At 68.8% G+C, this 25,335-nt stretch carries 15 protein-coding genes; 9 read left to right on the forward strand and 6 right to left on the reverse strand.

Annotated elements, in window-relative coordinates:
* The first annotated feature begins 14 nt into the window (after nt 1-14).
* The 7 genes from CYFUS_RS22810 (at nt 15) to CYFUS_RS22840 (ending at nt 8,588) form a co-directional block, all read left to right on the forward strand.
* The gene (locus CYFUS_RS22810; protein ID WP_095987149.1) at nt 15-908 is read left to right on the forward strand and encodes an aspartate carbamoyltransferase catalytic subunit; all 894 of its coding nucleotides are present in this window, start codon (nt 15-17) and stop codon (nt 906-908) included.
* Complete coding sequence (locus CYFUS_RS22815) at nt 905-2,215, forward strand: dihydroorotase (protein ID WP_095987150.1); 1,311 nt, start codon at nt 905-907, stop codon at nt 2,213-2,215. Before CYFUS_RS22810 ends, CYFUS_RS22815 begins: the two co-directional genes overlap by 4 nt.
* Nucleotides 2,212-3,330: a glutamine-hydrolyzing carbamoyl-phosphate synthase small subunit gene (gene carA, locus CYFUS_RS22820; RefSeq protein ID WP_095987151.1), complete on the forward strand. Its 1,119-nt coding sequence runs from the start codon at nt 2,212-2,214 to the stop codon at nt 3,328-3,330. Before CYFUS_RS22815 ends, carA begins: the two co-directional genes overlap by 4 nt.
* Nucleotides 3,331-3,345: 15 nt before the next feature.
* On the forward strand, nt 3,346-4,029 hold the full coding sequence (locus CYFUS_RS22825) for a hypothetical protein (RefSeq protein ID WP_095987152.1): 684 nt from the start codon (nt 3,346-3,348) through the stop codon (nt 4,027-4,029).
* A 217-nt stretch (nt 4,030-4,246) separates the two neighbouring features.
* Complete coding sequence (locus CYFUS_RS22830; protein ID WP_198316708.1) at nt 4,247-5,890, forward strand: kelch repeat-containing protein; 1,644 nt, start codon at nt 4,247-4,249, stop codon at nt 5,888-5,890.
* 272 nt (nt 5,891-6,162) lie between these two features.
* A complete protein-coding gene (locus CYFUS_RS22835; RefSeq protein ID WP_095987154.1) occupies nt 6,163-7,206 on the forward strand; it encodes an aldo/keto reductase in 1,044 nt (347 codons plus the stop codon).
* A gap of 59 nt (nt 7,207-7,265) precedes the next feature.
* Nucleotides 7,266-8,588: a hypothetical protein gene (locus tag CYFUS_RS22840; RefSeq protein WP_095987155.1), complete on the forward strand. Its 1,323-nt coding sequence runs from the start codon at nt 7,266-7,268 to the stop codon at nt 8,586-8,588.
* Nucleotides 8,589-8,600: 12 nt separating this feature from the next.
* Here CYFUS_RS22840 and CYFUS_RS22845 read toward each other — a convergent pair whose 3' ends face one another.
* Together CYFUS_RS22845 and CYFUS_RS22850 are read right to left on the reverse strand one after the other, a co-directional pair.
* The gene (locus CYFUS_RS22845) at nt 8,601-10,550 is read right to left on the reverse strand and encodes a PAS domain-containing sensor histidine kinase (protein ID WP_095987156.1); all 1,950 of its coding nucleotides are present in this window, start codon (nt 10,548-10,550) and stop codon (nt 8,601-8,603) included.
* 394 nt (nt 10,551-10,944) lie between these two features.
* Nucleotides 10,945-16,254, reverse strand: coding sequence for a trifunctional serine/threonine-protein kinase/ATP-binding protein/sensor histidine kinase (locus CYFUS_RS22850; protein WP_095987157.1), 5,310 nt, complete (start codon nt 16,252-16,254; stop codon nt 10,945-10,947).
* 153 nt (nt 16,255-16,407) lie between these two features.
* Between CYFUS_RS22850 and CYFUS_RS22855 the strand changes: the two genes are divergently transcribed.
* Nucleotides 16,408-17,793, forward strand: coding sequence for a hypothetical protein (locus CYFUS_RS22855; RefSeq protein ID WP_157758602.1), 1,386 nt, complete (start codon nt 16,408-16,410; stop codon nt 17,791-17,793).
* Nucleotides 17,794-18,087: 294 nt separating this feature from the next.
* Here CYFUS_RS22855 and CYFUS_RS22865 read toward each other — a convergent pair whose 3' ends face one another.
* Nucleotides 18,088-21,282: a bifunctional cytochrome P450/NADPH--P450 reductase gene (locus CYFUS_RS22865; protein ID WP_095987159.1), complete on the reverse strand. Its 3,195-nt coding sequence runs from the start codon at nt 21,280-21,282 to the stop codon at nt 18,088-18,090.
* 153 nt (nt 21,283-21,435) lie between these two features.
* Between CYFUS_RS22865 and CYFUS_RS22870 the strand changes: the two genes are divergently transcribed.
* A complete protein-coding gene (locus CYFUS_RS22870; protein WP_095987160.1) occupies nt 21,436-22,083 on the forward strand; it encodes a TetR/AcrR family transcriptional regulator in 648 nt (215 codons plus the stop codon).
* Between the two features lie 48 nt (nt 22,084-22,131).
* Here the strand turns inward: CYFUS_RS22870 and CYFUS_RS22875 are convergent, their stop codons facing one another.
* The 3 genes from CYFUS_RS22875 to CYFUS_RS22885 form a co-directional block, all read right to left on the reverse strand.
* Entirely contained in the window at nt 22,132-22,446 is a 315-nt protein-coding gene (locus CYFUS_RS22875) for a hypothetical protein (protein ID WP_095987161.1), read from the reverse strand.
* 127 nt (nt 22,447-22,573) lie between these two features.
* Nucleotides 22,574-24,292: a glycoside hydrolase family 71/99-like protein gene (locus CYFUS_RS22880; RefSeq protein ID WP_095987162.1), complete on the reverse strand. Its 1,719-nt coding sequence runs from the start codon at nt 24,290-24,292 to the stop codon at nt 22,574-22,576.
* 269 nt (nt 24,293-24,561) lie between these two features.
* The gene (locus tag CYFUS_RS22885) at nt 24,562-25,197 is read right to left on the reverse strand and encodes a LysE family translocator (RefSeq protein WP_095987163.1); all 636 of its coding nucleotides are present in this window, start codon (nt 25,195-25,197) and stop codon (nt 24,562-24,564) included.
* Between the last annotated feature and the right edge of the window lie 138 nt (nt 25,198-25,335).

Raw genomic sequence — 25,335 nt, forward strand, 5'->3', positions numbered from 1 at the left:
TACGCGGGGGCCTCATGCGTCATCTGTTGGGAATCGAGGGCTTGCGTCGCTCGGACATCGAGGCGCTGCTCGATCGGGCCGAGGCCCACCTGCACGGCAGTCCCGACGCCTCGCATGTGCTCCGGGGCAAGGTGGTGGCCAACCTCTTCTTCGAGGACTCCACCCGTACCCGCACCTCCTTCGAGATGGCCGCTCACGCGCTCGGGGCCGAGGTGCTCAACTGGACGATGGCGGGCTCCTCCGTGTCCAAGGGCGAGACGCTCCTGGACACCGCGCGCAACATCGAGGCCACCGGCCCCGTGGCGCTCATCATCCGCCACCGCTCCTCGGGCGCGCCCCACCTGGTGGCCCGGCACGTGCGCTGCGCCGTCATCAACGCGGGGGACGGCACCCACGAGCACCCCTCGCAGGCCCTGCTGGACGCCTTCACGTTGCGACGTCGCTGGGGAAAGCTCGACGGACGCACGGTGCTCATCATCGGCGACGTCCTCCACAGCCGCGTGGCGCGCTCCAACCTGCACTGCCTCACCGCGCTGGGCGCGAAGGTGGTGCTGTGCGGCCCGCCCACGCTCCTGCCCCCGGGGCTCGAGGCGCTCGGGGCCCGCGTCACCTCGCGCCTGGACGAGGTGCTGCCCGAGGCGGACGCCGTCATGTGCCTGCGCGTGCAGTCCGAGCGCCAGAGCGAGAGCTTCTTTCCCTCGGCGCGCGAGTTCTCCCGGCTGTTCGGACTCAATGCCGCCCGCGCCGAGCGGCTCAAGCCGGAGGCGCTCGTCCTGCACCCCGGCCCCATGAATCGCGGGGTGGAGATCGCTCCCGCCGTGGCCGATGGCCCCCACAGCGTCATCCTCGATCAGGTGGCGCACGGGGTGGCCGTGCGCCGTGCCGTCCTGGAGGTGGTGTGCCGATGAAGCCGACGACAGTGCTGCTGCGCCGCGGACGCGTCATCGATCCGCGCCACGGCGTGGATGGGGTGCGGGACGTGCTGGTGCGCGACGGGCGGGTGGCCGAGGTGTCCGAGGCCCCGCTGGAAGCGCCGCCGGACGCCCAGGTGGTGGACGCCCAGGGCCGGTGGGTGCTGCCGGGCTTCATCGATCTGCACGTGCACCTGCGCGAGCCGGGCGAGGAGGGCAAGGAGACGGTGCTCACCGGGAGCCGCTCGGCGGTGGCCGGTGGCTTCACCGCGGTGGTGGCCATGCCCAACACCAAGCCCGTCAACGACAGCGTGCTCGTCACCGAGTACGTGAAGGCCAAGGCGCGCGAGGCGGGGCTGTGCCGGGTGTACCTGGCGGGCGCCATCACCAAGGGCCTGCAGGGCGAGGAGATGGCGGAGATGGGGGCGCTCGTGGCCGCCGGCTGCGTGTGCATCACCGACGACGGCCGCCCGGTGATGAACGCCGGCCTCATGCGCCGCGCGCTCCAGTACGCCACCCAGTTCGACCTGCCCGTCATGGTGCACGAGGAGGACCTGACGCTGTCGGGCAAGGGTGTGATGCACGAGGGCCCCACCTCCACGCGCCTGGGGCTCATCGGTATTCCGCCCTCGGCCGAGGTGGCCATGGTGGCGAGGGATCTCGTGCTCCTGGAGGAGACGCGTGGCCGGCTGCACGTGGCCCACGTGTCGTGCGAGGGGAGCGTGCGTTTGATCCGCGAGGCCAAACGCCGGGGCCTGCGCGTCACCGCCGAGGCCACCCCGCACCACTTCACGCTGGAGGACGAGGCGGTGGGGGACTACGACACCCACGCCCGGATGAATCCGCCCCTGCGCACCCGCCATGACGTGCTGGCCGTGCGCGAGGCGCTCGCGGATGGAACGATCGACGCCATCGCCACCGATCACGCGCCCCACGGCGTGCTGGAGAAGCAGGTGGAGTTCGACAAGGCGTGGAATGGCGTGGTGGGACTGGAGACCGCCCTGGGGCTGACCCTGGCGGCGGTGCGCGAGGGCGCGCTGAGCCTGACGCGGGCCGTGGCCCTCTTGTCGGACGGGCCGGCCAAGGCATTCGGGCTGCCGGGCGGCCATCTGGCCGTCGGAGCCCCGGCGGACATCACGGTGGTGGAGCCGGACGTGGAGTGGACGGTGGATGCGACGCGGTTCTTCTCCCGCAGCCGCAACACCCCCTTCCATGGCCGGCGTTTGACGGGCCGGGTCGCCCAGACGTGGGTGGGTGGCCGGCTGGTCTTCGAGAACGGGCAGACGAAGGAGTCCAGGTCATGAAGAGGGCCGTGCTGGCGTTGGCGGATGGCACCACCTTCGAGGGTCGCGCCCTGGGCGCGTCCGGCGAGACGGTGGGTGAAGTGGTGTTCAACACGTCGATGACCGGCTACCAGGAGATCCTCACCGACCCCTCCTATGTCGGGCAGATCGTCACCATGGCGTACCCGGAGATGGGCAACGTGGGCGCCAACCCCGGGGACGAGGAGTCACCCAAGCCGCACGCGGTGGGCATGGTGGTGCGCAACGCCTCGGCGCAGCAGTCCAACTGGCGCGCCCAGGAGACGCTCGACGCCTACCTCAAGCGCCATGGCATCGTCGGCATCGAGGGGCTCGACACCCGGCGGCTCGTGCGCCACCTGCGCCTCAACGGCGCGCAGATGGGGGTCGTCTCGACGGACGGCCACTCGGCGAGCGCCCTGGTGGAGCGCGCCCGGAACGCCCGGGGCATGGAGGGCATGGACCTGGCCACCGGCGTGTCCACCGCGAAGCCCTACCTCTTCAACACCCCGTCCCCGAGCCTGCTCGGCGAGGAGCCGCGCCCCGTCGCCGAGCCGCGCTTCGACGTGGTGGCCTACGACTACGGCCTCAAGCGCTCCATGCTCCACTACCTGGTGGACGTGGGGTGCCGGGTGAAGGTGGTGCCCGCGGGCACCACCGCCGAGGAGGTGCTCGCCGACAAGCCCCATGGCGTCTTCCTCGCCAACGGCCCCGGGGATCCGGCGGCGGTGAAGGGCGCGGACAAGGTGGTCGCCTCGCTGCTCGGCAAGGTGCCGGTGTTCGGCATCTGCCTGGGCCATCAGATCCTCGCCCTGGCGCTGGGCGGGCGCACCTACAAGATGAAGTTCGGTCATCGGGGCGCCAACCAACCGGTGAAGGACCTGCTCACGGGCAAGGTGGAAATCACCAGTCAGAATCATGGTTTCGCCGTGGATGACGCCAGCGTGAAGGGCAGGGCGGTGGTGAGCCACCTCAACCTCAACGACGGCACCGTGGAGGGCCTGAACGTGCCGGATGCCCGGGCGTTCAGCGTCCAGTACCACCCGGAAGCCTCGCCGGGGCCCCATGACGCGCGCTACCTCTTCACCCGCTTCGCGAAGCTGATGGCCGGAGAGTAGGATCTCGCCGCCCCCATGGAATCCCCTCTTTCACCGTTGTCGTACCAACCCTACCTGGATCAGCTCATCGCCTTCGGGAGTCAGGAAGCGCGCAAGCCGGACCTGCTCGTCGCCAAGGCCGAGTACCTGCGCCTGACGGGCGAGGTGTTCGAGGACGACCAGCTCTTCGAGCTGCGCATGGCGTCCTTCCTGGACTACTACCTGTACGATCGCGTCTCGCCCGCGTCCGGCAAGACGCCGGCGGCGGAGCTGTACGAGCTGCGGTTGCAGAGCGGACCGCCCGAGGAGGCCAACGCCTTCCGGTGCTTCACGGAGACGGTGCACGGCCTCTTCGAGGTGCGCAAGCTGGGCAAGGGCCTGGTGCGCCTGCGCGAACTGCACTCGGGCAAGGACTTCGACGTCACCGAGCGCCGCCACATGGTGGGCCTGGAGACGGGAGACGTGCTGGAGGCCCGGCTCATCCCCTTCGCCGGCCATCTGCTCTTCTCCTCGGCCTTCTGCTTCCACCCACGCGTGGCGGTGAAGGCCATCAAGGCCGAGGCCAAGCGCCGCAAGAAGAAGGAGCCCGAGCGGCCCCCGGTGGAGATGGTCTGGGAGTGCGCCCGGCGCGCGGTGAAGGCCGAGCGCTACAAGCAGATCGCCGTCGAGCGCATCTACGACTTCTCGCAGACGACGCCCTGGTTGGCGTCCGCGAGCTAGTTCTCCTCGGAGAAGGTCGAGGCCCCGCTCCGGGCCTCCCTCTCCGAGCCGTGTGATTTCCCCCCACATTCTCGCGTCCCATCGCGTCAAGAGGCGCGCGGAGCTTCTTCGCGCAAAACCTGACTTTCTGGCTTGTCATCTCCGTTTGAGGGGCGTATAAAACGCTCATTAACGGAATTTTCCTCCCCAACTGTATTCCGGAGAGCCGATGAAAACCATGAAGTCCACGGCAAAGCGGGTCCTGAAGTCCTTCCTCGGTGGCGCGGCGCTGGCGGCGGCGGGTCTCTTCGCTCCGGGCACGGCCTCGGCCGCTCAGTGCGTGGTGCAGTCGACGGGAGGCCACATCCCGGCGGCCAAGCTCATTTCCCTCGATCAGGCGGCCCTGGTCACCGTCACCTTCTGCAATGGCACCGCCGGCTACAAGAGCCAGACGTTCCTGGTGCGCCCCGATGGCACCGTGCACGTGGGCACCGGCAACACCACGCCCGCGGGGACGGAGTACGACGTAGGCACGTTCCTCAAGGGCGGCGAGCTCGTCTTCGCCATCCGCGTGCCCGAGACGGGCTACACCTATTACTCGGGTCCGGGCAGCCGGAATCCGGATGGCATCGTCCACGCCGCGGTGACCGACCTGGGCAACAACAACTACCACGTCGGCTTCGAGGACCTCTACGCGAGCGGTGACGCGGACTACGACGACATCAACCTCGTCGTCACCTCCACCGCGCTCGTCGTCGTTCCCGCCGATGACAAGGATACCGACGGCGACGGCATCATCGACTACGTCGACAACTGTGTCTCCATCCCCAACGCGGACCAGAGCGACATCGACGGCGACGGCGTGGGTGACGCGTGCAGCACGTACGGCACCTGGTCTCCCACGGGCCCCATGTTCCAGGTCCGCATCCTCCACACCGCCACCAAGCTGAACGATGGCCGCGTGATGGTGACCGGCGGCTACAACCCCTCCACGGAAATCTACGATCCCGCCACGGGGGCCTGGACGCGCTTCGCCGACACGCGCACCAACCACCGCTACCACACCGCCACCAAGCTGAACGACGGGCGCGTGCTGATCGTCGGCGGTGATGGCGCCAGCGCCACCAAGTCCGCCGAGCTGTATGACGCGGCCAGCAACACCTGGACGCTCACCGGCAACCTGGCGACGTTCCGCGCGCGCCACACGGCCACGCTCCTGCCCTCGGGCAAGGTGCTGGTGGTGGGCGGCATCGACAAGGCGACGAACGCCGCGCTGACCTCCGCCGAGCTGTATGATCCGGCCACGGGCACCTGGAGCGCCACCGGCGGCATGAACGAGGCGCGCGCCAACTTCACCCTCACGCAGCTCTCCGATGGCAAGGTGCTCGCCACGGGCGGCGGCACCGGCGAGGTGCGCTCGGCCACCGCCGAGGTGTACAACCCGGCCACCGGCACCTGGACGCGCGTGGGCAACATGACCCAGCCCCGCAACTCCCACGCCGCCGCGCGGCTCGCCAACGGCAAGGTGCTCGTGATGGGCGGCGGCGTCGACGGCACGCCCTCCACCACCGCCGAGCTGTTCGACCCGGCCTCCGGCACCTTCACCGCCACCGGCAGCATGCACCAGCCGCGCCGCAACCACACCGCCACCTTGCTCCCCACGGGCCTGGTCGCCGTCGCCGGCGGGTACGACAAGTTCACCGGCACCCACGGCAAGGCGGAGATGTACAACCCGCTCACGGGCACGTGGATCCCCACCACCGAGATGATCGAGCACCGCTACTCGCACACCGCGACCCTGCTCGATGACGGCAAGGTGCTCGTGGCCGGCGGCATCAGCGTCGCCGTGGAGAACCAGGTCACCGCCGAGGTGCTGCACTAAGCACCGGCGAGCGCCTCCCGGAGCCACCCGGGAGGTGCTTCCCGCAGAGCGGTCCATCCACACGTCGTGACCCGAGGGGCCCTGGCCATCGCGATTCATTCGCGGGCCAGGGCCCCTCTCGCGTTTCCCGCTCCTCGTGTCCCCCGGGTACCTTACTTTTTGGTGTGTACCCCACTTTTTCGTGCGTTCTTGTCATATGGAAAGCTCAACTCCTATCTTGCCGCGAGTCGAACGGAGCCCGCGCGACGCGGGCCATGAGCAGGAGTTGCGTGATGCGCTACAAGATTTTCGGACAGCGGACGGGTCTCAAGGTGTCGGAGCTGGCGCTCGGCGCCGGCATGTTCGGCACGGCGTATGGCTATGGTGCCGCGCCGGATGAGGTACGCCGCATCCTGCAAGGCTATGCCGAGGCGGGTGGCAACTTCATCGACACCGCCGACAACTACCAGCTCGGTGAATCCGAGACCTTGATTGGCGAGTTCCTCGCGCCCCGTCGCAATGACTTCGTCATCGCCTCGAAATACAGCCGGGGCGCCGTGCGGGCCCCCTCCCTGGGAGTGCTCGGCAACAGCCGCAAGGTGATGGTGCAGTCCGTCGAGGACAGCTTGAGGCGTCTCAAGACGGACCGCATCGATCTCTACTTCGCGCACATGGATGACGGCGTGACGCCCGTCGAGGAGATCGCACGCGGCCTGGATGATCTCGTGCGCGCCGGCAAGATTGTCTATGGCGGCCTGTCCAACTTCCCGGCATGGCGGATCGCCACCGCCGTCACCCTGGCGGACCTGCGCGGCTGGGCGCCCCTCGTCGCGCTTCAAACCGAATACAGCCTGCTGCAGCGCACGACCGAGCGCGAGCTGCTGCCCATGGCGGAGGGCCTCGGGCTGGGCGTCATGGGGTGGTCACCCATGGGCGGCGGGCTGCTCACGGGCAAGTACCGCAAGGGGGAGAAGGGCCGCGCCACCGACTTGAAGGGCAGCGTCCTCCATGACGACCCCAAGCGGACGGAGCCCCTCCTCGACGCGCTCGGCGCCATCGCCGAGGAGCTCGACTCCAGCCCGGGCCGGATCGCCATCGCCTGGGTGAGCGCCAGGGGCGTGCTTCCGGTCATCGGACCGCGCACCCGCGCCCAGCTCGAGGACAACCTCGCCGCCACCACCGTCAAGCTGAGCGACGAGCAGCTCCGGCGCCTGGATGAACTCACCGCCATCCCCCTCGGCTATCCCCATGAGCTGCTCGGTGCCGCCGAGCAGCGCGCGATCATGACCGGCAATCGGTGGGATCAGATCGACTTCCCCTCGCGGACGATTGCCTAGGGAGTTTCCCTCGGCCCCCTTGTCAGGTTGCCGGGCGCGCTTGCGTACAGTGCGACCCGATGATCCAGACCCGACTGCTTCCGCTGCTCGCGCTGCTCCTCGTCGCCTGCCATTTCCCCGAGACCCCTCCCGGTGGCCCGGGGAAGGAGCCCCCTCTCGAGACCCCGCCCACCTTCACCGTCCACGTGCCGCGTGAAATCACCGGGGATCCGTCGCTCTACAGCAGCATCCACGTGCTGCTCGGCGATGGAAGCAGGTTCCGTGAACGCCTCGACGAGAGTGGCGTGGCGCGCTTCCATGATCTGGCCATCGTGGGGCCCCAGGACGTGAGCCTGGTGATGGTGTATTCCACCGGCCTGGTGCGGGTACGGACCTACCTCGCGCTCGAGGGAAATGAGGTCCGGTTGCCCTTCTTCCTGTACCCGATGTCGAGCACTCCCTGGACGAAGCAGGGCACGCTCACCGGCCGGGTGACGGGCGTGGTCGATTCCAGGTTCCTGTCCGTCTCCGCGGGCGGCAAGGGGCTCCATGGCTCCACGCGGTTGGCCGCGGATGGGTCCTTCAGCATCGACATCCGCGGTGACGCGCCCGGCACCGTGGACCTCTTCGCCCAGGAGACCGATGACTCCGAGCAGAAGGTCCTTCGGGTGGGACTCGAGCGGGGAATCGCCGTGGGCTCCGGCGCGACCGTGGGCGGGCTGGAGCTCGAACTCGATCACCCGGTGGATCAGATGCTCGACGTGGCGGTGGGGGGCAATGGGTCGCGGGGGGGTGAGATGACCGCTTCGCTCCAGTACCTCCTGGATGGCCGGCTCCTTTTCAGCACGAGTGCCTTCGGGACGCTGCCCCTCGCGGTTCCCGCGATCGCCCGGACGGCCCCCTTCGAGACCCTCACCCCGAGGCTCCGCATCTCCTCGGGCGAGGCGTCGACGTTCCCCGAGGGCGCGCTTCAGACGGAGGTGCCCGTGGGTGCCACCTCCGCCGTGACGGCCACCTTCCTGGCTCCCCTGCGCATCACCTCGCCGGCCGTGGGCCCCCTGGAGGCCCCGGGCAGCGCCTCGCGCGCCGGCCTGGTCCTGAGCTGGATTCCCGATGGCTCCGCGCACCTGACGGAGGTGGAGCTCAATAGGATGGGAGAACCGAGTCCCCTGGCCTGGAGCGTGATGGCTCCCACGTCCATCACCTCGTTCACTCCCTTTCCGCTCCCCACGGACCTCGCCCCGGTCACCACCTTCCCCGCGGGCGCCTACGGTGTGGAGGCGACCTCCACCTGGTGGGCCCACGCGAGCGGCTATGCGGACTTCTTCACCGGACGCCTGAACCGCGACCCGGGCATGGAGATCCGTGACACCCGGCTCTTCGCCCACGTCGAGCTCCAGTAGCGGGATGGTTTCTCACCTGGGTCTTTCCGGCCCTGGCGCGGCGGCCTCGTCCGGTGCCGCGCTGGGCGCCAGGAGATCCGTGGGCATGCGGATGGTGAAGCGGGCGCCTCCCTCCGGGACATTCTCGGCGGAGATGATCCCGCCATGGGCCTCGACGATCTCCCGGCTCACGTACAGTCCCAGACCCAGCCCGCCGTAGTGGCTCATGGGCGCGGCGCGCTCGAACCTGCCGAACAGCCGAGGCATGAACTTCTCTGGCAGGCCGGGCCCCTTGTCGGTGATGACGAGGATCGCCTCGGCGCCCTCCCGCTCCATCGAGATCTCGATCGGGTGGCCGGCCGCGTACTTGAACGAGTTGGACAGCAGGTTGGTGATCACCTGCTCGATGCGGAGCCGATCCCACGTGCCCTCGATGGGCCGCGCCTCCTGGAGCACGAGCTGACAGTCGACCGATGCGGCCGAGTCGTGCAGGCGCTCGGTGACGTCTCGCACCGTGGCGACCAGATCCATGCGCTCCGGGTGGAGGGTGAGCCGTCCGGTGGAGATCCGGGAGACATCGAGCAACGTCTCGACGAGATGGGACAGCCGCCCGGTGCTGCGCAGCGCGCGTTCGATCCGGGCCTCGTGCTTGTGCTCGAGGGAGGCCATGTCCCGTCTCAGGCCCTGGATCTGGAGCTGGAGCGCCGTGAGAGGTGTCTTCAGCTCGTGCGCGGCGATGGAGAGGAACTCGTCGCGCAGCCGGATCGCCTCCTGGCTCTGGGCGAGTTGGAGGCGCTCCTCCTCCGTGCGCTTGTGTTCGGTGAGGTCGCGCGTCACCTTCGAGAAGCCCAGGAGCTCGCCTTTCGCGTCCCGCATCACGGTGAGGGTCACGCTGGCCCAGAAGCGCGTGCCGTCCTTGCGCACGCGCCAGCCTTCGTCCTCGACGCGGCCGTCCCGCCTGGCGGCCTCGATCTGCTGGGCGGGCTTGTTCCTCGCGAGGTCCTCGGGCGGGTAGAAGCGCGAGAAGTGCTCGCCGACGATCTCCCGGGCCGAGTAGCCCTTGAGGTGGGCCGCGCCGTCGTTCCAGGTCATCACCCGCCCCTGGGGGTCCAACATGAAGATGGCGTAGTCCTTCACGCTGGAGACCAGCAGCCGGAAGCGCTCCTCGCCGCGCCGCAGTTGCTCCTCGCTCTTGCGGCGCTCGGTGAGATCCCGCGTGACCTTGGCGAAGCCCCGCAGGCGGCCCTCCTCGTCGCGCACGGCGGTGATGATCACGTTCGCCCAGAAGAGCGAGCCGTCCTTGCGCACGCGCCAGCCCTCGTCCTCGACGCGGCCCTGCTCGGCGGCCTCGCGCAGCAGATCCCACGGCTTGCCCCGCGCCACCTCCTCCTCCAGGTAGAAGCGGCTGATGGGCTGCCCGATGATCTCCTGGGCCTGGTAGCCCTTGAGTCGCTGGGCGCCGGGGTTCCAGCTGTTCACCCGCCCATCGGGCTCCAACATGAAGATGGCGTAATCCTTGATGCTCGCGACGAGCAACCGGAAGCGCTCCTCGCTCTGGCGGAGCTGTTCCTCCGCCTTGCGGCGCTCGGTGAGATCCCGGGTGATCTTCGCGAACCCCACCAGCTTGCCCGTGGGGTCGCGCATGGCGGTGATGATCACGCTGGCCCAGTACGACTCGCCATTCTTGCGGATGCGCCAGCCTTCCTCCTCGAAGCGGCCCTCGGCCGTGGCGCACCGCAGCTCGCGCTCGCACTTGCCGGCGACGATGTCCGCCGGAGGGTAGAAGATCGAGAAGTGCCGCCCCTGGATTTCCCCCAGGGTGTAGCCGTTGATGCGCTCCGCGCCCTTGTTCCACGTCTTCACGTGCCCGGTGGGATCGAGCATGAAGACGGCATAGTCCTCGATGTTGTCGAGGATCATCCGCGCGCGCTCTTCTTGAAGGGTCGACAGCTCCACGATGGCCGACGAGCTCTGATCACGCATGGCGCCGAGCCCCGCTCGAGGCGTGGGCGAGGTGCACGCCGCGGCCACGCAGCGCGGAGAGTGGAGCGAGGGTGGTTGCGAGCACAGGGTGGAAATCGTGCATGGTGCAGTTCTTGACGCAGGAAGCGCCCGGTACAAGGCCCAATCCGAGACGATGCCACGTGTTCAACGGCCGGCCCGTGACGCGGCGCGCCCAATGAGCAACCACACGCGACGGATACGCCGTCGCCAGAATGGACGGAAGATCCATCAAATTTTTTGATGTTCCAACAGTGGAACGCACGAGACCGTTCCCCGGACGCGCACCCGTGGTTTCGGATGGAGGTGCGCGGGTGCTCCCCAGCTTCTCCCGGAGCCGACGGAAGGACGGCCGTGCCCGGCTGCTCGTCGGCGGCTAGGGGACTGCTCGCGAGGCGAGTGGGAGTTCGAGCGTGGCCACGGCGCCCCGCTGGGGCCCGTCGCTGCGCAGGGTGAGCTGGCCTTTCATCAGCTTCGCGGCCAGCGCGCTCGAGTGCAGTCCGAAGCCATGGCCATCCTTGCGCGTGGTGAAGCCGTGGGTGAACAGGCTGTCCATCAGCTCCGGCGCGATGCCCACCCCGTCATCCTCCACCTGGACGCGCGCCACGTTCCCCTCCGCCGTCAGCCGTACCCAGAGGTTGCGCTTGCCCTCGGGCATCTGGCCCAGCGCGTGGTTGGCGTTGCTGATGAGGTTGACGAGGATCTGCATCACCTTGTGTTTGTCCGCGCTCACCCGGGGCAGCGCCGACATTTCACGGTGGAGGGTGACGCCGTGGCGCTCCAACGCCGCGAGCTGGACGCGCAGCGCGTCGTCGATGAGCTGGGCCAGGTCGCACTCCTCCGTCAGCAGCGCGTTGCGCGCGTAGGTCTGCTGCACCTGGATGATGGCGCGGATGTGCTCGATGTGCCGGCTCATCGCATCCATGTCCTCCATGAGGCGCATCTGATCCTTCATCAGATCGTCACTCAGGGCGGCCAGGTAGTCCGGCAGGTGGCCGCCGCGCGGGTCCTTCGTCAGGAAGTCCGCCAGGTCCTGACGGTGCTCCACCATCAGGGCCGAGGCCTGCTTCAGCCGGCCCACGCGCAGGGCGCCCACGGCCTTGCGCATCATCTCCAGGTGGATGACGGCGCTGGTGAGCACGTTGCCCACGTTGTGCAGCACGTTGGAGGCCACCTCCGTCATGCCCACCTCGCGCGCGGCGTCCACCAGGCGGGCCTGGGCCTGCTTGAGCTCGCGCGTGCGCTCCTCCACCCGCCGCTCCAGCTCGTCGTTGGCCTGGTACAGCTCCATCCGGGCGCGCTGCACGTCCGCGTACAGCCGCGCGTTCTCGATGGAGATGGCCGCCTGGGAGGCCAGGTGCCCCAGGAGCGCCAGCCGCGCCGGGCTGAAGGCATTGGTGGCCAGGTTGTTCTCCAGGTAGAGGGCCCCGGAGAACACCTCCTGCCGGATCAGCGGCAGGCACAACACCGAGCGCGCCGTGCCGCGCGCCAGGTACGGATCGGCCGAGAACGCGTGGGGCTTGGAGGCATCGCCGATGAGCACGTGCTCGCGCGTGCGCCGGACATAGGCGAGCAGGGTCCACGGCAGCTCGTGGTGGCCTCCCTCGTCCGGTTCCAGCGTGGCGCCGTCCGGTGAGAGCCGGAAGAGGGCCGCCACCGCGAGCGTGTTCTCCTGGGACAACAGCAGGGCGCCCCGCTGTGCGCCCGCGTTCTCGATCGCCGCCTTCATCAGCGCCGTCACCAGGCGCTCCAGCACGATCTCGCCGGAGACGGCCTGCTGCGCCTTGACCACCGTGAGTGAGTCGATGTGGGTGGAGTCCGTGCCGCTGGTGGTCGTGGTCTGCGCGTCCCGGCGGGCCTCCGGGGCCGCGAGGTACGGCCACTGGGACTCGAGCTGCCGCACCTTGGCGTAGGCGCCCCATTGCTGGTACGCCGCGTGCGCCTGGTGCGCGAAGCCCTGGGCGACGAGGGGCAGGTGGCGCGCAAGCCAGAAGCTCGCCGCGAGCTCACTGGCCAGTCCCACGTACTGGATGGCCCCGCTCTCCCGGGCCGCGCGGATGGCCTCCTCGTAGGCGTGGATCGCCTCCTCCGATCGCCCCTCGAGCCGGGCCCGCTCCGCGAAGACGAGCCGCTCGAGCGCGCGGAAGTTCTCGGGGCAATTCTCCGCCCATCCCGCGAGCCGCTGATGGTGCCGCGCGATGGCCGCGAGGTCCTCCTGGCGTCGGGACGGGTCCGCCTCGGGGCACGCGGCCAGGGCCAGGGCGCGGAAGAAGTGGCCCTCGCGCGCATTGATGCTGCCGGTGGTGGCCCAGAGCAACCCGGCCACCTGCTCCGCGGCTTCACGCGCTTCCGCGTAGGCGCCGCACATGTAGCGCGACTGCAGCTTGAAGAGCCAGTAGTGACACCGCGTGGCGCCCATGCGCTGGGGCGTCATCCGGGCCTCGTAGGCCCGTTCATCGAAGCCGTCCCCGTCCAGGCTCTGGAACGACGGCGAGTGGCCGCGCAACTGCTGCACGTAGCGCTGCACCACGAGGAGCCATTCGTGGGGATCCACGAAGCCCGTCTTGCGCACGACCTCGCCGCGCGCGATCGTCTCCTGGTGGACCTCGTCCAGGGAGTGCCCCATGGCGAGGCGCAGGTTGACGAGCGCGGCGCCACAGTGAGAGGCGGACGAGGTGCTCCCCGTCAGTCGCGCATGGCCCAGGCCCTCGAGGATGAGCTCCCGTGCCCGGGAGAGGGGGTCGACCCAGATGCTGCAGAAGTGGGTGCTCAGCAGCACCCCCGCCCGGTAGGGCAGGCCGTGCCGGTCGACGAACCCGTGGGCGAGCCGCGCGAAGGCCATTCCTTCCCGGTGGCGCCCGAAGAACGAGCCGGTGATGACGCCGAACCAGGCGTACCCGCTCACGGCGTCGGCCACGAAGCCGTGGCGCACGGTGAGGGAGACGATCCGGCTCAGGATGACGATGAGCAGGTGGGGATTGCTGGAGTGGGCGGGGGGGAAGAGCTTGAAGAGGGCGGCCACGCCCAGCTTCATGTCCGGGTCGGTCATGAGGGGCAGCTCGGCGAGGCTCTCGATGGGGCGTGAGCCCAGCAGGCTCCACACTTCCTCATGGGCGGCCACCGCCTCGTCCCAGGTGGGCTGCGGCGACACCGGCATGCCCAGCATCGCCAGGCAGGCCATGACGCGGTCCATGCCCAGGAGGAACTCCCCCCGGGCGAAGTGGATGTCCTGGATCAGGAAGGAGACGGCCACGGTGTCCGCGCGGGTGCGGGCCCGGAGGCTCAGCTCCTCGGCCAGCCGCTGGGCCTCGGAGGTGTTGCCGCTCATGTACTCCGCGCGTATCAGGGCGAGCCGCGCCTTGAAGGCCAGCACGGGGTCCGTCTCCCAGGGGTCTCCGGGAATGAGCGTGAAGGCCGTCGTGAAGTAGGCGCGGGCGGGGTTCAGCGCGAGCGCGATCTGGGCCTTGGTTCCCGCCTCGACGTTGAGCCGCGCGAGCCGGTGGCGCTCCGCGGGCTGCTCGATCAGGGCCGCCGCGGCGTTGAGCTGGTACACCACGTCGAAGAGCGCGCCGGGCAGCTCCTCCGGGGACAGGGTCTCGAGCAGCCACCGGCCGATGCGCAGGTGCACCTGCTGGCGCTCCGACTCGGAGCTCAGCGCGTGGGCCGCCTGCTGGATGCGATCATGCAGGAAGCGGTACTTCTCCGGACCCACGCGCCCCAGCATGCCTTCCTGGAGCGCGGGCTCGAGGCCCTGCTCCACCGGGTGCACGTCGGGCAGCCCCAGGAGCATCACCAACACCCGCGGGGAGAAGACATTGCCCGCGCAGGCCGCCAGCCGCAGCAGGTGCTGCGTGTCCGGGGGAAGCTGGCGCAGCTTGTCCACCATGAAGTCGACGATGTTCTCCGAATAGTCCCGGGTCCGGACGCCTTCGTCGTCCCACCGCCACCCGCCCTCGGGCAGGCGCACGAGCAGGCCGTCCTGGTGGAGCGTCTCCAGCAGGCGCAGCAGGAAGAAGGGATTGCCTCCCGTCTTCTCGTGCAGCAGCGCCGCGAGGGGGGCGACCACGTCCGTGCCCGCTCCCGGGAGCGCATCTCCCACCAGTTGTTCCACCTGTGCCACGCCCAGTGGCTCCAGTTGGATGTCCGTGATCCGGACTCCCGCCTCGCGCAAGGTCTGGAATGTCGACCTCAAGGGGTGGTCGGGGCCCACCTCGTTGTCCCGGTAGGCCGCCAGCCACAACACCGGCGGGCTCCTGGGCCCCGACAGCAGGTACTCGAGCATCCTCAGACTGGAGGTGCCCGCCCACTGCATGTCATCCAGGAACACCGCGGCGGGGTTCTCCCGCGTGGAGAAGGTCGACGCGAACTGGCGCACCACCCGGAAGAAGCGGCGCTGCGCCTCGCTGGAGGGCAGCTCCTGGAGCGCGGGCTGCCGGCCCACCACCACTTCCAGCCGGGGCACCAGGTCCACGAGCAGTTGACCCTGGCCTTCCAAGGCCTGGTTCATCCGCTCGCGCCAGCCGGCGAGCTCCTCGTCGCTTTCGGCGAGCAGTTGTTGGACCAGCTGCTGGATCGTCTGGGCCAGGGCCGAGTAGGGCATTTCCCGCCGGAACTGATCGAACTTGCCGCTCAGGAATAACCCGCGCCGCCCCACCATCGGCTTGTACAGCTCATGCACCACCGAGGACTTGCCGATTCCCGAGTACCCGCGGACGAGCAGCAGCTCCGGCCTGCCCGTGCTCGCCACGCGCTCGAAGCCCTCGAGCAGGGCGTTCACCTGGGCGTCACGCCCATAGAGCCGCCGCGGCAGTTGGAAGCCGTGGGGCGTGTCGCGTGTCCCCAGGGGGAAGGCCTCCGGCGTGCTCTGGCCCAGGGCGTCGCGGCACTGCTCCAGGTCCACCTTCAAGCCCTCGGCGCTCTGGTAGCGCTCCTCGGCCACCTTCGCCAGCAGCTTCATCACGAGCGCGGACAAGGCCAGCGGCACCTGGGGATTCAGCTCGTGGGGAGGCCGCGGTTGATGCGCCATGTGCGCGTGAAACCACTCGAGCGCGTCGTTCGCCTGGAAGGGCCTGCGCCCCGTGAGCAGCTCGTAGAAGGTCACCCCCAGCGAATAGAAGTCCGTGCGGTGGTCCACCGGGCGGTTCATCCGTCCGGTCTGCTCGGGGGACATGTACGCCAGGGTTCCCTCGATCTGATGGACGGGTGCCACTCCCTGGTGCTCCACCTGCTGCAGCGCCGCCACGCCGAAGTCGACCAGCCGCACCTCCCCCGACGGCTCCAGGAGGATGTTCGACGGTTTGATGTCCTTGTGGATGATGTGACGGCGGTGGACTTCTCCCAGGATGGAGACCAGCGAGATGGCCAGGGGCAGGAACCGGGAGATCTCCATCGGCTGGCTCCTGGACTCGGCCAGGGGCGCGCCCGATACCTGCTCCAGCAGCAGTACGGGCCGCCCGTGGATCCACTCACAGGAATAGGCATGGGTCACCCCGCGCACGTCCCGGAGCCGGTGCAGGATGGTGAATTCCCGCCGGTACCGCTCCTTCTCGAGGGTGCCAGGGGAGGGGGCCAGTGGCGTCTTGAGGATGAGCGGCACGCCATCGGCCTCGCGCACCGCGCGGAACAGCACGCTCGAACTCGTCGCGCGGAGCGTGCCAATGACCCTGTATCCCGGCATGTCCAACATGAAGAAGTGTCCTCGTGGGCGGAAGCCACTCCTCCAGGGAGGCGTGGCACCGACGGGGTGGATCGTACGCCTTCCCGGGCGTGGCGCGGCGAGTGGAAGCATCCCAGACGCCGGGTGTTTCCCCTGTGACGGGTGCTGTTATCTTCTCCACCCATGCACAAGACGCTGCCGTGGCGCACCGTGTTGGAAGCCAATAACGCCATGGTCAAGTCGCGTCCGCTCACCCAGGGCGAGTGGACCGGCAGGTACGAGGAGCCCGCGCTCCGGGAGCGCGCCCAGCAGGCCAGGCAGGAGCACGAGGCGCACTTCAAGCAGGCGTTGAATGCCTATCAGTCGGACACCTGGTTCTACCCGGCCCTGCGCAGGCAGACCCGGGGGGCCTATGACGTGGTGCTGGGCTGGAATCACGCCCTGGTGCTGCGTCCGTTGGACCTGCACCTGTATGCCGTCGAGTGGATCCTCCGCTACTCCGCGGATGAGCAGCACCGGGTGCATGGCGGCATTGGCATCGACGTGCACGAGGCGGGAATCCAGGGGCCCTGGACGGTGTATGCCGTTCGCCAGAAGGCCGTGCTGCGCCGGGTCACCACGTACAACGCCACGTCCTGCTCGGTCTCCGTGTTGTTCCCCGAGTCGGGGCAGGGGCGGATGGTCATCTCCCATATCGACGCCACCCCGCCCATTCCCTTCGGCGCCGCGCTCGCCTGGTGCGACGCCCACGACGAGAAGGTCATCCATCTGGAGCGGACGGGGTTGAACAATACCCGTGCGCTGCGTGCCGTCTGCTCCATCTGCCCGGACACGGAGGAAGTGGCCAAGTTCAAGGATGGCGTCTGCCTGTCGGACGGGACGGGCCAGGGCTCGTCCTCTGGCTACAGCTCCGGGCGGACGATCTCCTCGCTGTTGCTCACGCGCGGAAGGCTCATCGACCACCAGGTGTGCCCGATGGAGTTCAACACCCAGGCGGGACTGGTCTTCGAGCGGGGCAGGGCGCCCCTGTTCCGCGTCTTCCTGGGCAGCCCGCCGCATCTCTATCCGGGCCTGGTTCCGGAGTCGGTGAAACAGGACATCGCCTCCGTGGTGGCCCAGTACCGCAGGCAGCAGCCGCTCAACGAGCTGATCCTCCGCAAGCAGCGCGAGCTGGCCACGCTCAACTCGACGCTCTTCGACCTCCATCGCAGGCGCAAGGCGGAGGCGCTCGGCCAGCAGCAGCGCGAGGCCGAGGAGACACTGGAAGAGCTCCAGTTCCTGCTCAAGGACAACGCGCCCCTGCCGCTGCTGCCGCTGCTGGATGACACCCATGGACATGCCCGGCTCCACCAGGCCATCTGCCAACGGTTCGCCGAGCGGCCCCCCCTGGCCGAGCTCGCGCGGACGCAGCCCTCGGCCGCGCTCACGCTCGCCTTCCACCAGGCCCTGACCGAGCCCGAGTCCATGGCCAGCGAGGTGGTGGGCGAGGAGCTGCGAAAGTACTTCCGCTGCGTCGACTTCCCACTCACTCCCCGGCTGCACCAGGCGCTCTGGGCCCTGCGGCGCTAGCCTTCCACGGGTGCCAGCTCGGCGCTCTGGCTGATGCGGCTGTAGATCACCAGGCTCACTCGCGTCCTGCGATTCCAAGCTGGGTTATTACGAGCGGGAGCTGGAGCTGGGACGTCCCACGGAGTTCAAGGGGCCGATTGGCTTCATCGTCCGGCACAACATCTTCCCCCTGGGTGATTCCTATCATCTGGCGCATTCGCTGTTTCTGAATGTCCGCTGTCATCCCCGGCCGTGGTCTGCTCGCCATGCCAGATGAGCGTCGCCGCGCCCGCCCGAGCGGCGGGCGCGGTGGGGTCACGCGAAGACGTCGCAGGCCAGTCGGCCCTGCTTCTCCATGGCCGCCAGCCACGCCAGGGCCTCCTCCGAGGAGCAGCCCACCTTCTCCTGTTGGATGCGCGCCAGCGTCTCACGGGCCGCGGGAGCCATGAGCCGCCCATCACCACAGATGAAGAGCAGGGCGCCCTGGTCGAGCAGCGCCTTCACCTGCTCGCGCTCCTTCCACAGCCGGTGCTGCACGAACGTCACGTCGCCGTCGGGCTGACGGAAGAAGGCGGGCAACACCTTCACCACGCCCTCGCGCTCCCACTGCGCCAGCTCCTCGCGGTAGAGGAAGTCCACCTCCGGGTGATCGCACCCGAAGAAGAACAGCGCGGGCCCGGCCGCTTCCCCCCGGGCGTGGCGCAGGGCGCGCTCCTGGAGGAAACCCCGGAAGGGCGCCAGCCCCGTGCCCGCGGCCACCAGGACGATGGGCGTCGCGTTCGACGCGGGCGGGTGGAAGGGCACGTTCGGCGTGCGCACCGCCACCGCCACCTGCTCGCCCGGACGCAGCCGCGCCAGGTAGCTCGAGCACGTGCCACGGAAGCGGCCCTGGCCGCTCCACGCCTCCGCGTCCACCACCGCCACCGTCAGCGTGCACTCCGTGGGGTCCGCCAGGGGGGACGAGGAGACCGAGTACTGCCGCACGCGCATGGCCGGCAGCAGCTCGAGGAAATCTCCGAGCGAGAGGATGCACGAGGTGTACTGCTCCAACAGCTCCAGCACGCTCACGCGCTTGTCGAGGATCTCCTTCTTGTAGCGCTCGGCGTCCCGGGCCAGGGCCACCAGGTGCATGGCGTGCGGAGGGCAGGGGTTCTTCTCCGCCAGCCGCTCCAGGTCCTTGCGCGTGGCGGGCGCCGACAGCTCCACGTGCCGGCCGAGCAGCTCGCGCACCAGCACGGGCCTTCCCGTGGGAAGCGAGGAGCCCTGGTCGCCCCGGGCGGAGCCGAGGATGACGGTGGCGTCCGGGCTCACCCCGAAGCGGCGCGCGGCGCGCTCCACGAGCTCCGGATGGTTCTCCGGCAGCACCGCCAGGTAGTCACCCGCCGCGTACGTCACCCCCTGGGGCAGCTTGAACACCAGGTGGCGCTTGGAGCGGCCGAACGGCGACGTCATGTCGACGAGCTCGCGGTTGTCCACCAGCGTGGCCAGCTCGAGCTTGTTCTGCTTCACCAGCTCCGCGCTCACCGGGGGGACGACTTCCACCGTGTAGCGAGGCCCCGCGTCCACCTCGCTGGAAGCCACCCCCAGGCCCTCGCCCACCCGCGTCCAGAAGGGGGCGTACCAGTAGTCGAAGTCGCCGAAGAAGTCGGCCCGCGCATCCGCCTCGCCTCGCGAGAGCAGGGACCGGGCCCCCGCCGCGCTCAGCCGCTCGTCGATGAACTTGGGCACGGCCTGGTAGGTCTCGCCCCAGTCCCGGTTGCCGCAGCCGAACACGGCGTAGCGCACGCCCTGGAGCGCGCCCGCGGGGACGTTGGACAGCCACGTGTGGAAGGCGCGCGCGTTGTCCGGGGGCTGGCCGTTGTAGGAGGCCGTCACGATCACGACCGCGCCCTCCTTGGGCAGCTTGCCGGCGTACTCGTCCAGCGGGGCCACCTTCGCCGTGTAGCCGCGCGCGAGTCCGTCACTGGCGATGCGCCGGGCGAACGCCTCCGAGGCCCCCGAGTTGGAGCCGTAGAGCAGCAGCAGGGGCGTGCCATGCGAGGATGTCTTCTCCGTCGGCTGGGACGAGGACGCCACGGGCGCGGGGGTGGGGGCCCGTCGGGCCGCGGGCGCGCGGGAGACGGGCTTGCGCGCGCGCACGCGCAGCTTGAGCCCATCGGGCTTGAGCGTGAGCGTCTCGCGGATGCGCAGCGTGTAGGGCTCGGGCGTGGAGATGTGGAAGCGCTGCAGCATCGTGCCCAGCACGAGCGTGGCCTCCTGGAGCGCGAACGCCCGGCCGATGCACGCGCGCATCCCGTTGCCGAACGGCTTCCACGCGTGGGTGGGAATGCTGTCGCGCACCTCGGGGGCGAAGCGCTCCGGATCGAAGCGCTCCGGGTTCTTCCACACCGTGGGGTCGCGGTGCAGCATGGGGATGAGCACCATGAGCGTGTCCTTCACCCCCACCGGGTAGCGCCCCGCCAGCAGCGTGTTGTCCGCCTTGGCGTGCAGGGTGAAGGCCGGCGCGGTGGGCCACAGGCGCAGCGTCTCGCGCAGGATTTGATCGATGTACTGCAACTGGGAGATCTGCTCGAAGCGGGGCGCCTCCGAGCCCAGCACCCGGTCCACCTCCTCGTAGGCCTTCTGGAGCACCTCGGGGTAGTGCAAGAGGAAGTAGACGGCGAAGGACAACAGGCCGCTCGTCGTCTCGTGGCCCGCGATGAGGAAGGTCATGAGCTGGGAGCGCACGTTGTCGTCGTCGAGCTTCTCCCCCGTGAGCGGATCCTTCGCCTCGAGCATCAGGCCCAGCAGATCTTTCGGAGCCTCCTCGGGCGGGAGCGCGCGGCGCCGGACGATGAGCTCGCGCACCACCTCGTACATGTACTGGAGGTCCGACTGGTACTGACGCTGGGTGCGCAGCATGAGCTGCGTCTGCAGGGGCACCCGGCGGGTCCGGTCGCCCGCCTCGGCCAGGGCGCGCACCATGGACTCCACGAAGGGGTGCATCTCCCGCTGGTAGAAGCTGTTGAAGCGGAAGTCGAAGCCGCACAGCGCGATGGTGTCGAGCGTGAGCCGCGTCATGTTGTCGGACACGTCGATGTCGGTGTCGGGTCCGAAGCGCGCCCAGCGGGTGAGCATCTGGTCGGCCACGTCGTACATGCCGTCGTGGTAGTTGCGCATGGCCGCGGGGCTGAAGGCGGGCATCAGCAGGCGGTGGGCCTTGCCCCAGTTGGGCTCTCGCGCATCCGCGGTGAAGAGGCCGTCACCCCCCAGGTCGCGCAGCTGCAGGAGGACCTGGCCCAGCATCTTCTCGAAGCGCGTCTCGTCACAGGCGTCGGCCACCAGTTCGTAGGAGCTGATCACCCGGAGGAAGTTCTCCCCCGGGAAGGACAGCCGGAAGATGGGCCCGAACTCGCGTGCGAGCTTCATCATGTTCTGCAGGGGCGTTTCGAAGCCCACGTCGGGCACGTTGCCCACGAGGGGGCGGGAGCGGGGCTGGGGAATGGTCGTGGACAGGGAGGGCTTGCTCATGGGAAATCCAGAACGCATGCTCACGGGTGAACGCTCAGCCTCGCCGGCGTCTTGGAGTCGAGACTTCGGCTGGACGAGTTCTGGCGGGAACAGTAAGGGCTGGCTCGTGGGAGCGAAATTCGCATCCGGCTCAGGTTTGGGAGACGAGGTGCCATGAGCGGACGCAACCGGGCTTCCCCTCGGAAAAGGCCCCGCCAGGAGCGCGCCAAGGCCACGGTGGAGCTGATCCTCGAGGCGGCGGCTCACGTTCTGGTCAGCTCTGGCTACGAGGGCACCACGACCAAGCAGGTGGCCGAGCGGGCCGGAGTGAGCATCGGCTCGCTCTACCAGTACTTCCCGAGCAAGGAGGCCCTGGTCGCCATGTTGGTCGAGCGGCTGCACCAGCGCGTCCTGGGCATCCTCGCCGACAAGCTGGTGCCGCGCCCGATCTCGGATCTGGCGCAGGAGGTGCGGGAGCTGGTGCGCGCCCTGGTGGATGTCTACGGGGTGAATCCGGAGCTACAGCGGGTGCTGCTGGAGCAGGCGCCGCGCATCGGCCCCCTTCAGGTCGTGCAGGAGATCGAGGCACGCGTGGAGTTCCTCGTCCAGGGCGTGCTCTCACAGAACCTGGAGTTCGAGCGTCCACGCAACCTGAGCCTGGTCGTCTTCATCATCATCCGCGCCCTGCGCAGCGCCGTCTGGGCCGCGGTCGTCGAGCGGCCCGAGCTGATCGGCACTCCCGAGCTCGTGGAGGAGTTGAGTGCGCTCGTGCTCGGCTACCTGCGGCCCCGCGCCCGCGACCCGGAGCGCCCGAAGCCGTAGGCACGGGAAGACAGGGCCCCAGGCGGGCAGCCGAGGGGCCCTGGTGTCTCAGCTCACCGAGTGGGGCGCCACCTGATGGCCGAGCTCGCCCGGCGACTTCAGGAGGGAGGCGTGGCCGCCGTGCTGGACGCGCTGCTGCTCGCTGTAGGGGGGCGAGAACGTTTTGGCGATCTTGTTGTAGGTGCCCATGATGAGGATGGAGGGCGCCCACTGGCCGATGAAGTTCGCCCAGGTCTTGCGACCCGAGATCATCAGGATGGCGCTGACGGCCATGCACCCCACGGCGACTCCGAGGAAGCCGATGGAGGGAATGCGCCGCGTCTGGAGCTCGACCTCGGTGGTGAGCGTGTCTTCGTTCTTCATGTCTGCCTCCGTGCAGAGGAACGGTGTGCGGACACGTTGTGCATGTGACGACGCGGTGGAGACGGCGCGGCCTCCACGCGGATGCCCACCCGCCTGCCGGGCGGGTGGGCGCGCAATGGCCCGAGGGCTACTGGCGGATGAGCTGCACGTCGTCCAGGTGGACGTAGCTGCTGCCGCTGGTGGCCAGGGTGTGGAGGCCGAACTCCAGGTAGCCCGCGGTCACGGCGATGGTGGGCGTCTCCAGTTGGGTCCAGGCGCCGTACGTACCGAGCTCCGTGGCGGCGGGGGTGCAGGACGCGCACGTCTTGGCCTGGAGGCGGGAGAAGCCGAAGTCACCGCCCTTGCGGACCCAGGCGCGCACCCGGTAGTTGCCGTTGGTCAGGCCGTTGAGCTGCTGGTACGTCCACGTCTCGAAGGCCCCCGGGCTGTAGTGGGTCAGGTGGTAGGCGCTGTTGTAGCCGCCGTTGTAGGTCTCGGTGAACGCGGCCCCGGCGGTGCCATTGGGTGACCAGGTGTTCCAGCCCGTCATGCCGGACTCGAAGCCGCTGTTGATGACCGTGGGATTCGTGGGGGGCGGATTCGTGGTGCCCCCGCCGAGGATGGTCGCGGCCTTGTCCGGCTGCAGGGCCACGAAGTAGTTGAAGGCCTCGTTGAGCTGGTTCTGCTTGGACGCATCGCCCGCGTACTGCTTGCGCTGCTCATGGAGTTTGGCGATGAGCTCCAGCTGGCTCTGCCCGTAGGGCACGCCGAGCTTCTGTTGCAGGGTGGTCAGGAAGCCGTAGCCGAACTCGCGCGTCGGCTCGATCATCGAGCCTTCGCCGTAGTCGTTCCAGGTGGCGAGCTGGATCCAGTTCACGCCACTGTTCTTGGCCATGTCCATGGTCTGGCCAAACGTGCCCGTCCCATTGTAGGGCAGGGTCCAGGTCGGGCCGCCCCATCCACCCGCCGTGTAGAAGGTGTTGAAGCCGGGGTAGGCCACGCCGAACTTCACGCCCAGCGGACGGTTGTTATAGAAGTTCTGCAACCCGGTCGTGAAATCCGAGTAGATCCACGGGTACTCGCCCTGGGCGTTGGCTCCGGCGTCGCCGTTCTGGTACCAGAGCGTCAGGAAGGTCGGCTTGGTCGACAGCGGCGAGAAGATGTTGCTCCAGTCGCCCGGCGACTTGAACGTCTGCGGACCGAAGTCCAGGAGCAGGGGCGCGTTGTTGATCTTGATGTAGTTGCCGCGGGAGAAGTAGTTGTCCCGCATGTAGATCATGTCGTTGCGGGCCGCGGCGTACTTGTCGGGAACGGAGCAGCCGTAGCCGGGCGCCAGCGTGAGGTTGTTGTCCTCGTAGACGATGGCGAACTCCAGACCCGCCGCGGCCGTCTTGTTGATGAAGGCCTCGGCGTTCTGCTTGTTCTTGGGGTAGTCCACGCAGTTGAGCGTGCCGGGCCAGTCGATGAGCACGCCATCCACGCCCGCGTACTTCATGAGCAGCAGCTGGTACTCGATCACATCCTTGTCGCCCGAGCCGTAAGGTCCGATCAACGGGTAGTAGTGCGAGGCGATCTGCCGCTTGCCCGTGCCATCCACCACGTTGGGATTCTTGTTGGCCATGGTCCAGTGGACTCCCCAGGAGCCGTTGCCCGAGGTGGTATTGCTCTCGAACCAGGGCATCAGGTGGACGTAGACCTTCTTGGTGAAAGTCTTGCTCACGGCCAGGGGCGCGCTCACGGCGGCGGAGGGCTCCGCCGCGCCCGGACGGACCTCACTCCTCGTCTCCGACGGCGTGGAACCACATCCCGCCAACACGAGCGCGGCGAACACGCCGGCTCCCTCGTTCACGAAACGATGACGCGTCATGACTCTGCTCCTTGGCTCGGAGGGCCTCGCCACGCCCCGTCGGGAAGAGGGGGGGGACGGGGGGTGAGAGGCCGTGATGAGGCAACGCGGGCGATGGCTCGCCGCGCGGCGCTCATTAGCACGAATCCCAACAAGCAGAAGAACTGTTTAATCTAGAAAATGTTGGAAAATAGGTAAATCACCCGGAGTCCGGGCGATGGGCGCTCTTCCCGGCCACCAGATCCTGGTCGCGTCCGATGCGCGCGAGGACCACGAACGCCCCCACGAAGTCAAGCGCTCCGCCATTCCTTGAAGATCGTCAGCACCGCGACGAGCACCATCAGCGCGCCGAGGCCCCGGCCGATCGCGGCGCTGGCGCGGGGGTTGGACTCGAGCCAGCCACGCGCCCTGTCTCCCACCAGCACGATCGCGCCGTACACGGCGGCCTGGGTGACCGTGATGATCGCCCCGAGCACCAGTGCCTGGATCCAGGTCGGCCCGTACTCCGGCCGCAGGAACTGGGGGAACACGGCGAGCATGAAGAGATAGGCCTTGGGGTTGAGCAGGTTCGTCACCATGCCCTGGCGGAACGCGGCCGAGGTCTCGCGCCCCCCCTCGAGCGGGGAGGCGGTGAAGGCCGCTCCGCTGCGGAACAGGGAGAAGCCGATCCACGCCACGTACAGGGCACCGAGCCACAGCAGGAGGTTGAACGCGGCCGGGATGACCTGCAGCAGCACGGCGGCTCCCGTCGCGGCGATCACCACGTGACAGGCTCCACCCGAGACGATCCCCGCCACCGCGGACATCCCCGCGCTCCGCCCACCTCCCAGGGAACTGGCGAGCACGAACGCCATGTCGAGACCCGGCAACGCGACAATCCCAAACACCAGTACGAAGAAGAGCCACAGATGGGCCGTGTGTTCCATGAGCGGCGGCGACTGTATCACCGGCCCGCTTCCAGGCCCTCGGGCCGCTTGCCCTCCGGGGCGGCGATGGGACGGCGCGAGAATCCGTGGGCGCCCTGTGTCTGGCCCTGGGCCCGCGCTTCCTCGCGTCCCGGGCCT

Source organism: Cystobacter fuscus, assembly GCF_002305875.1.
GTDB classification, from domain to species: Bacteria; Myxococcota; Myxococcia; order Myxococcales; family Myxococcaceae; genus Cystobacter; species Cystobacter fuscus_A.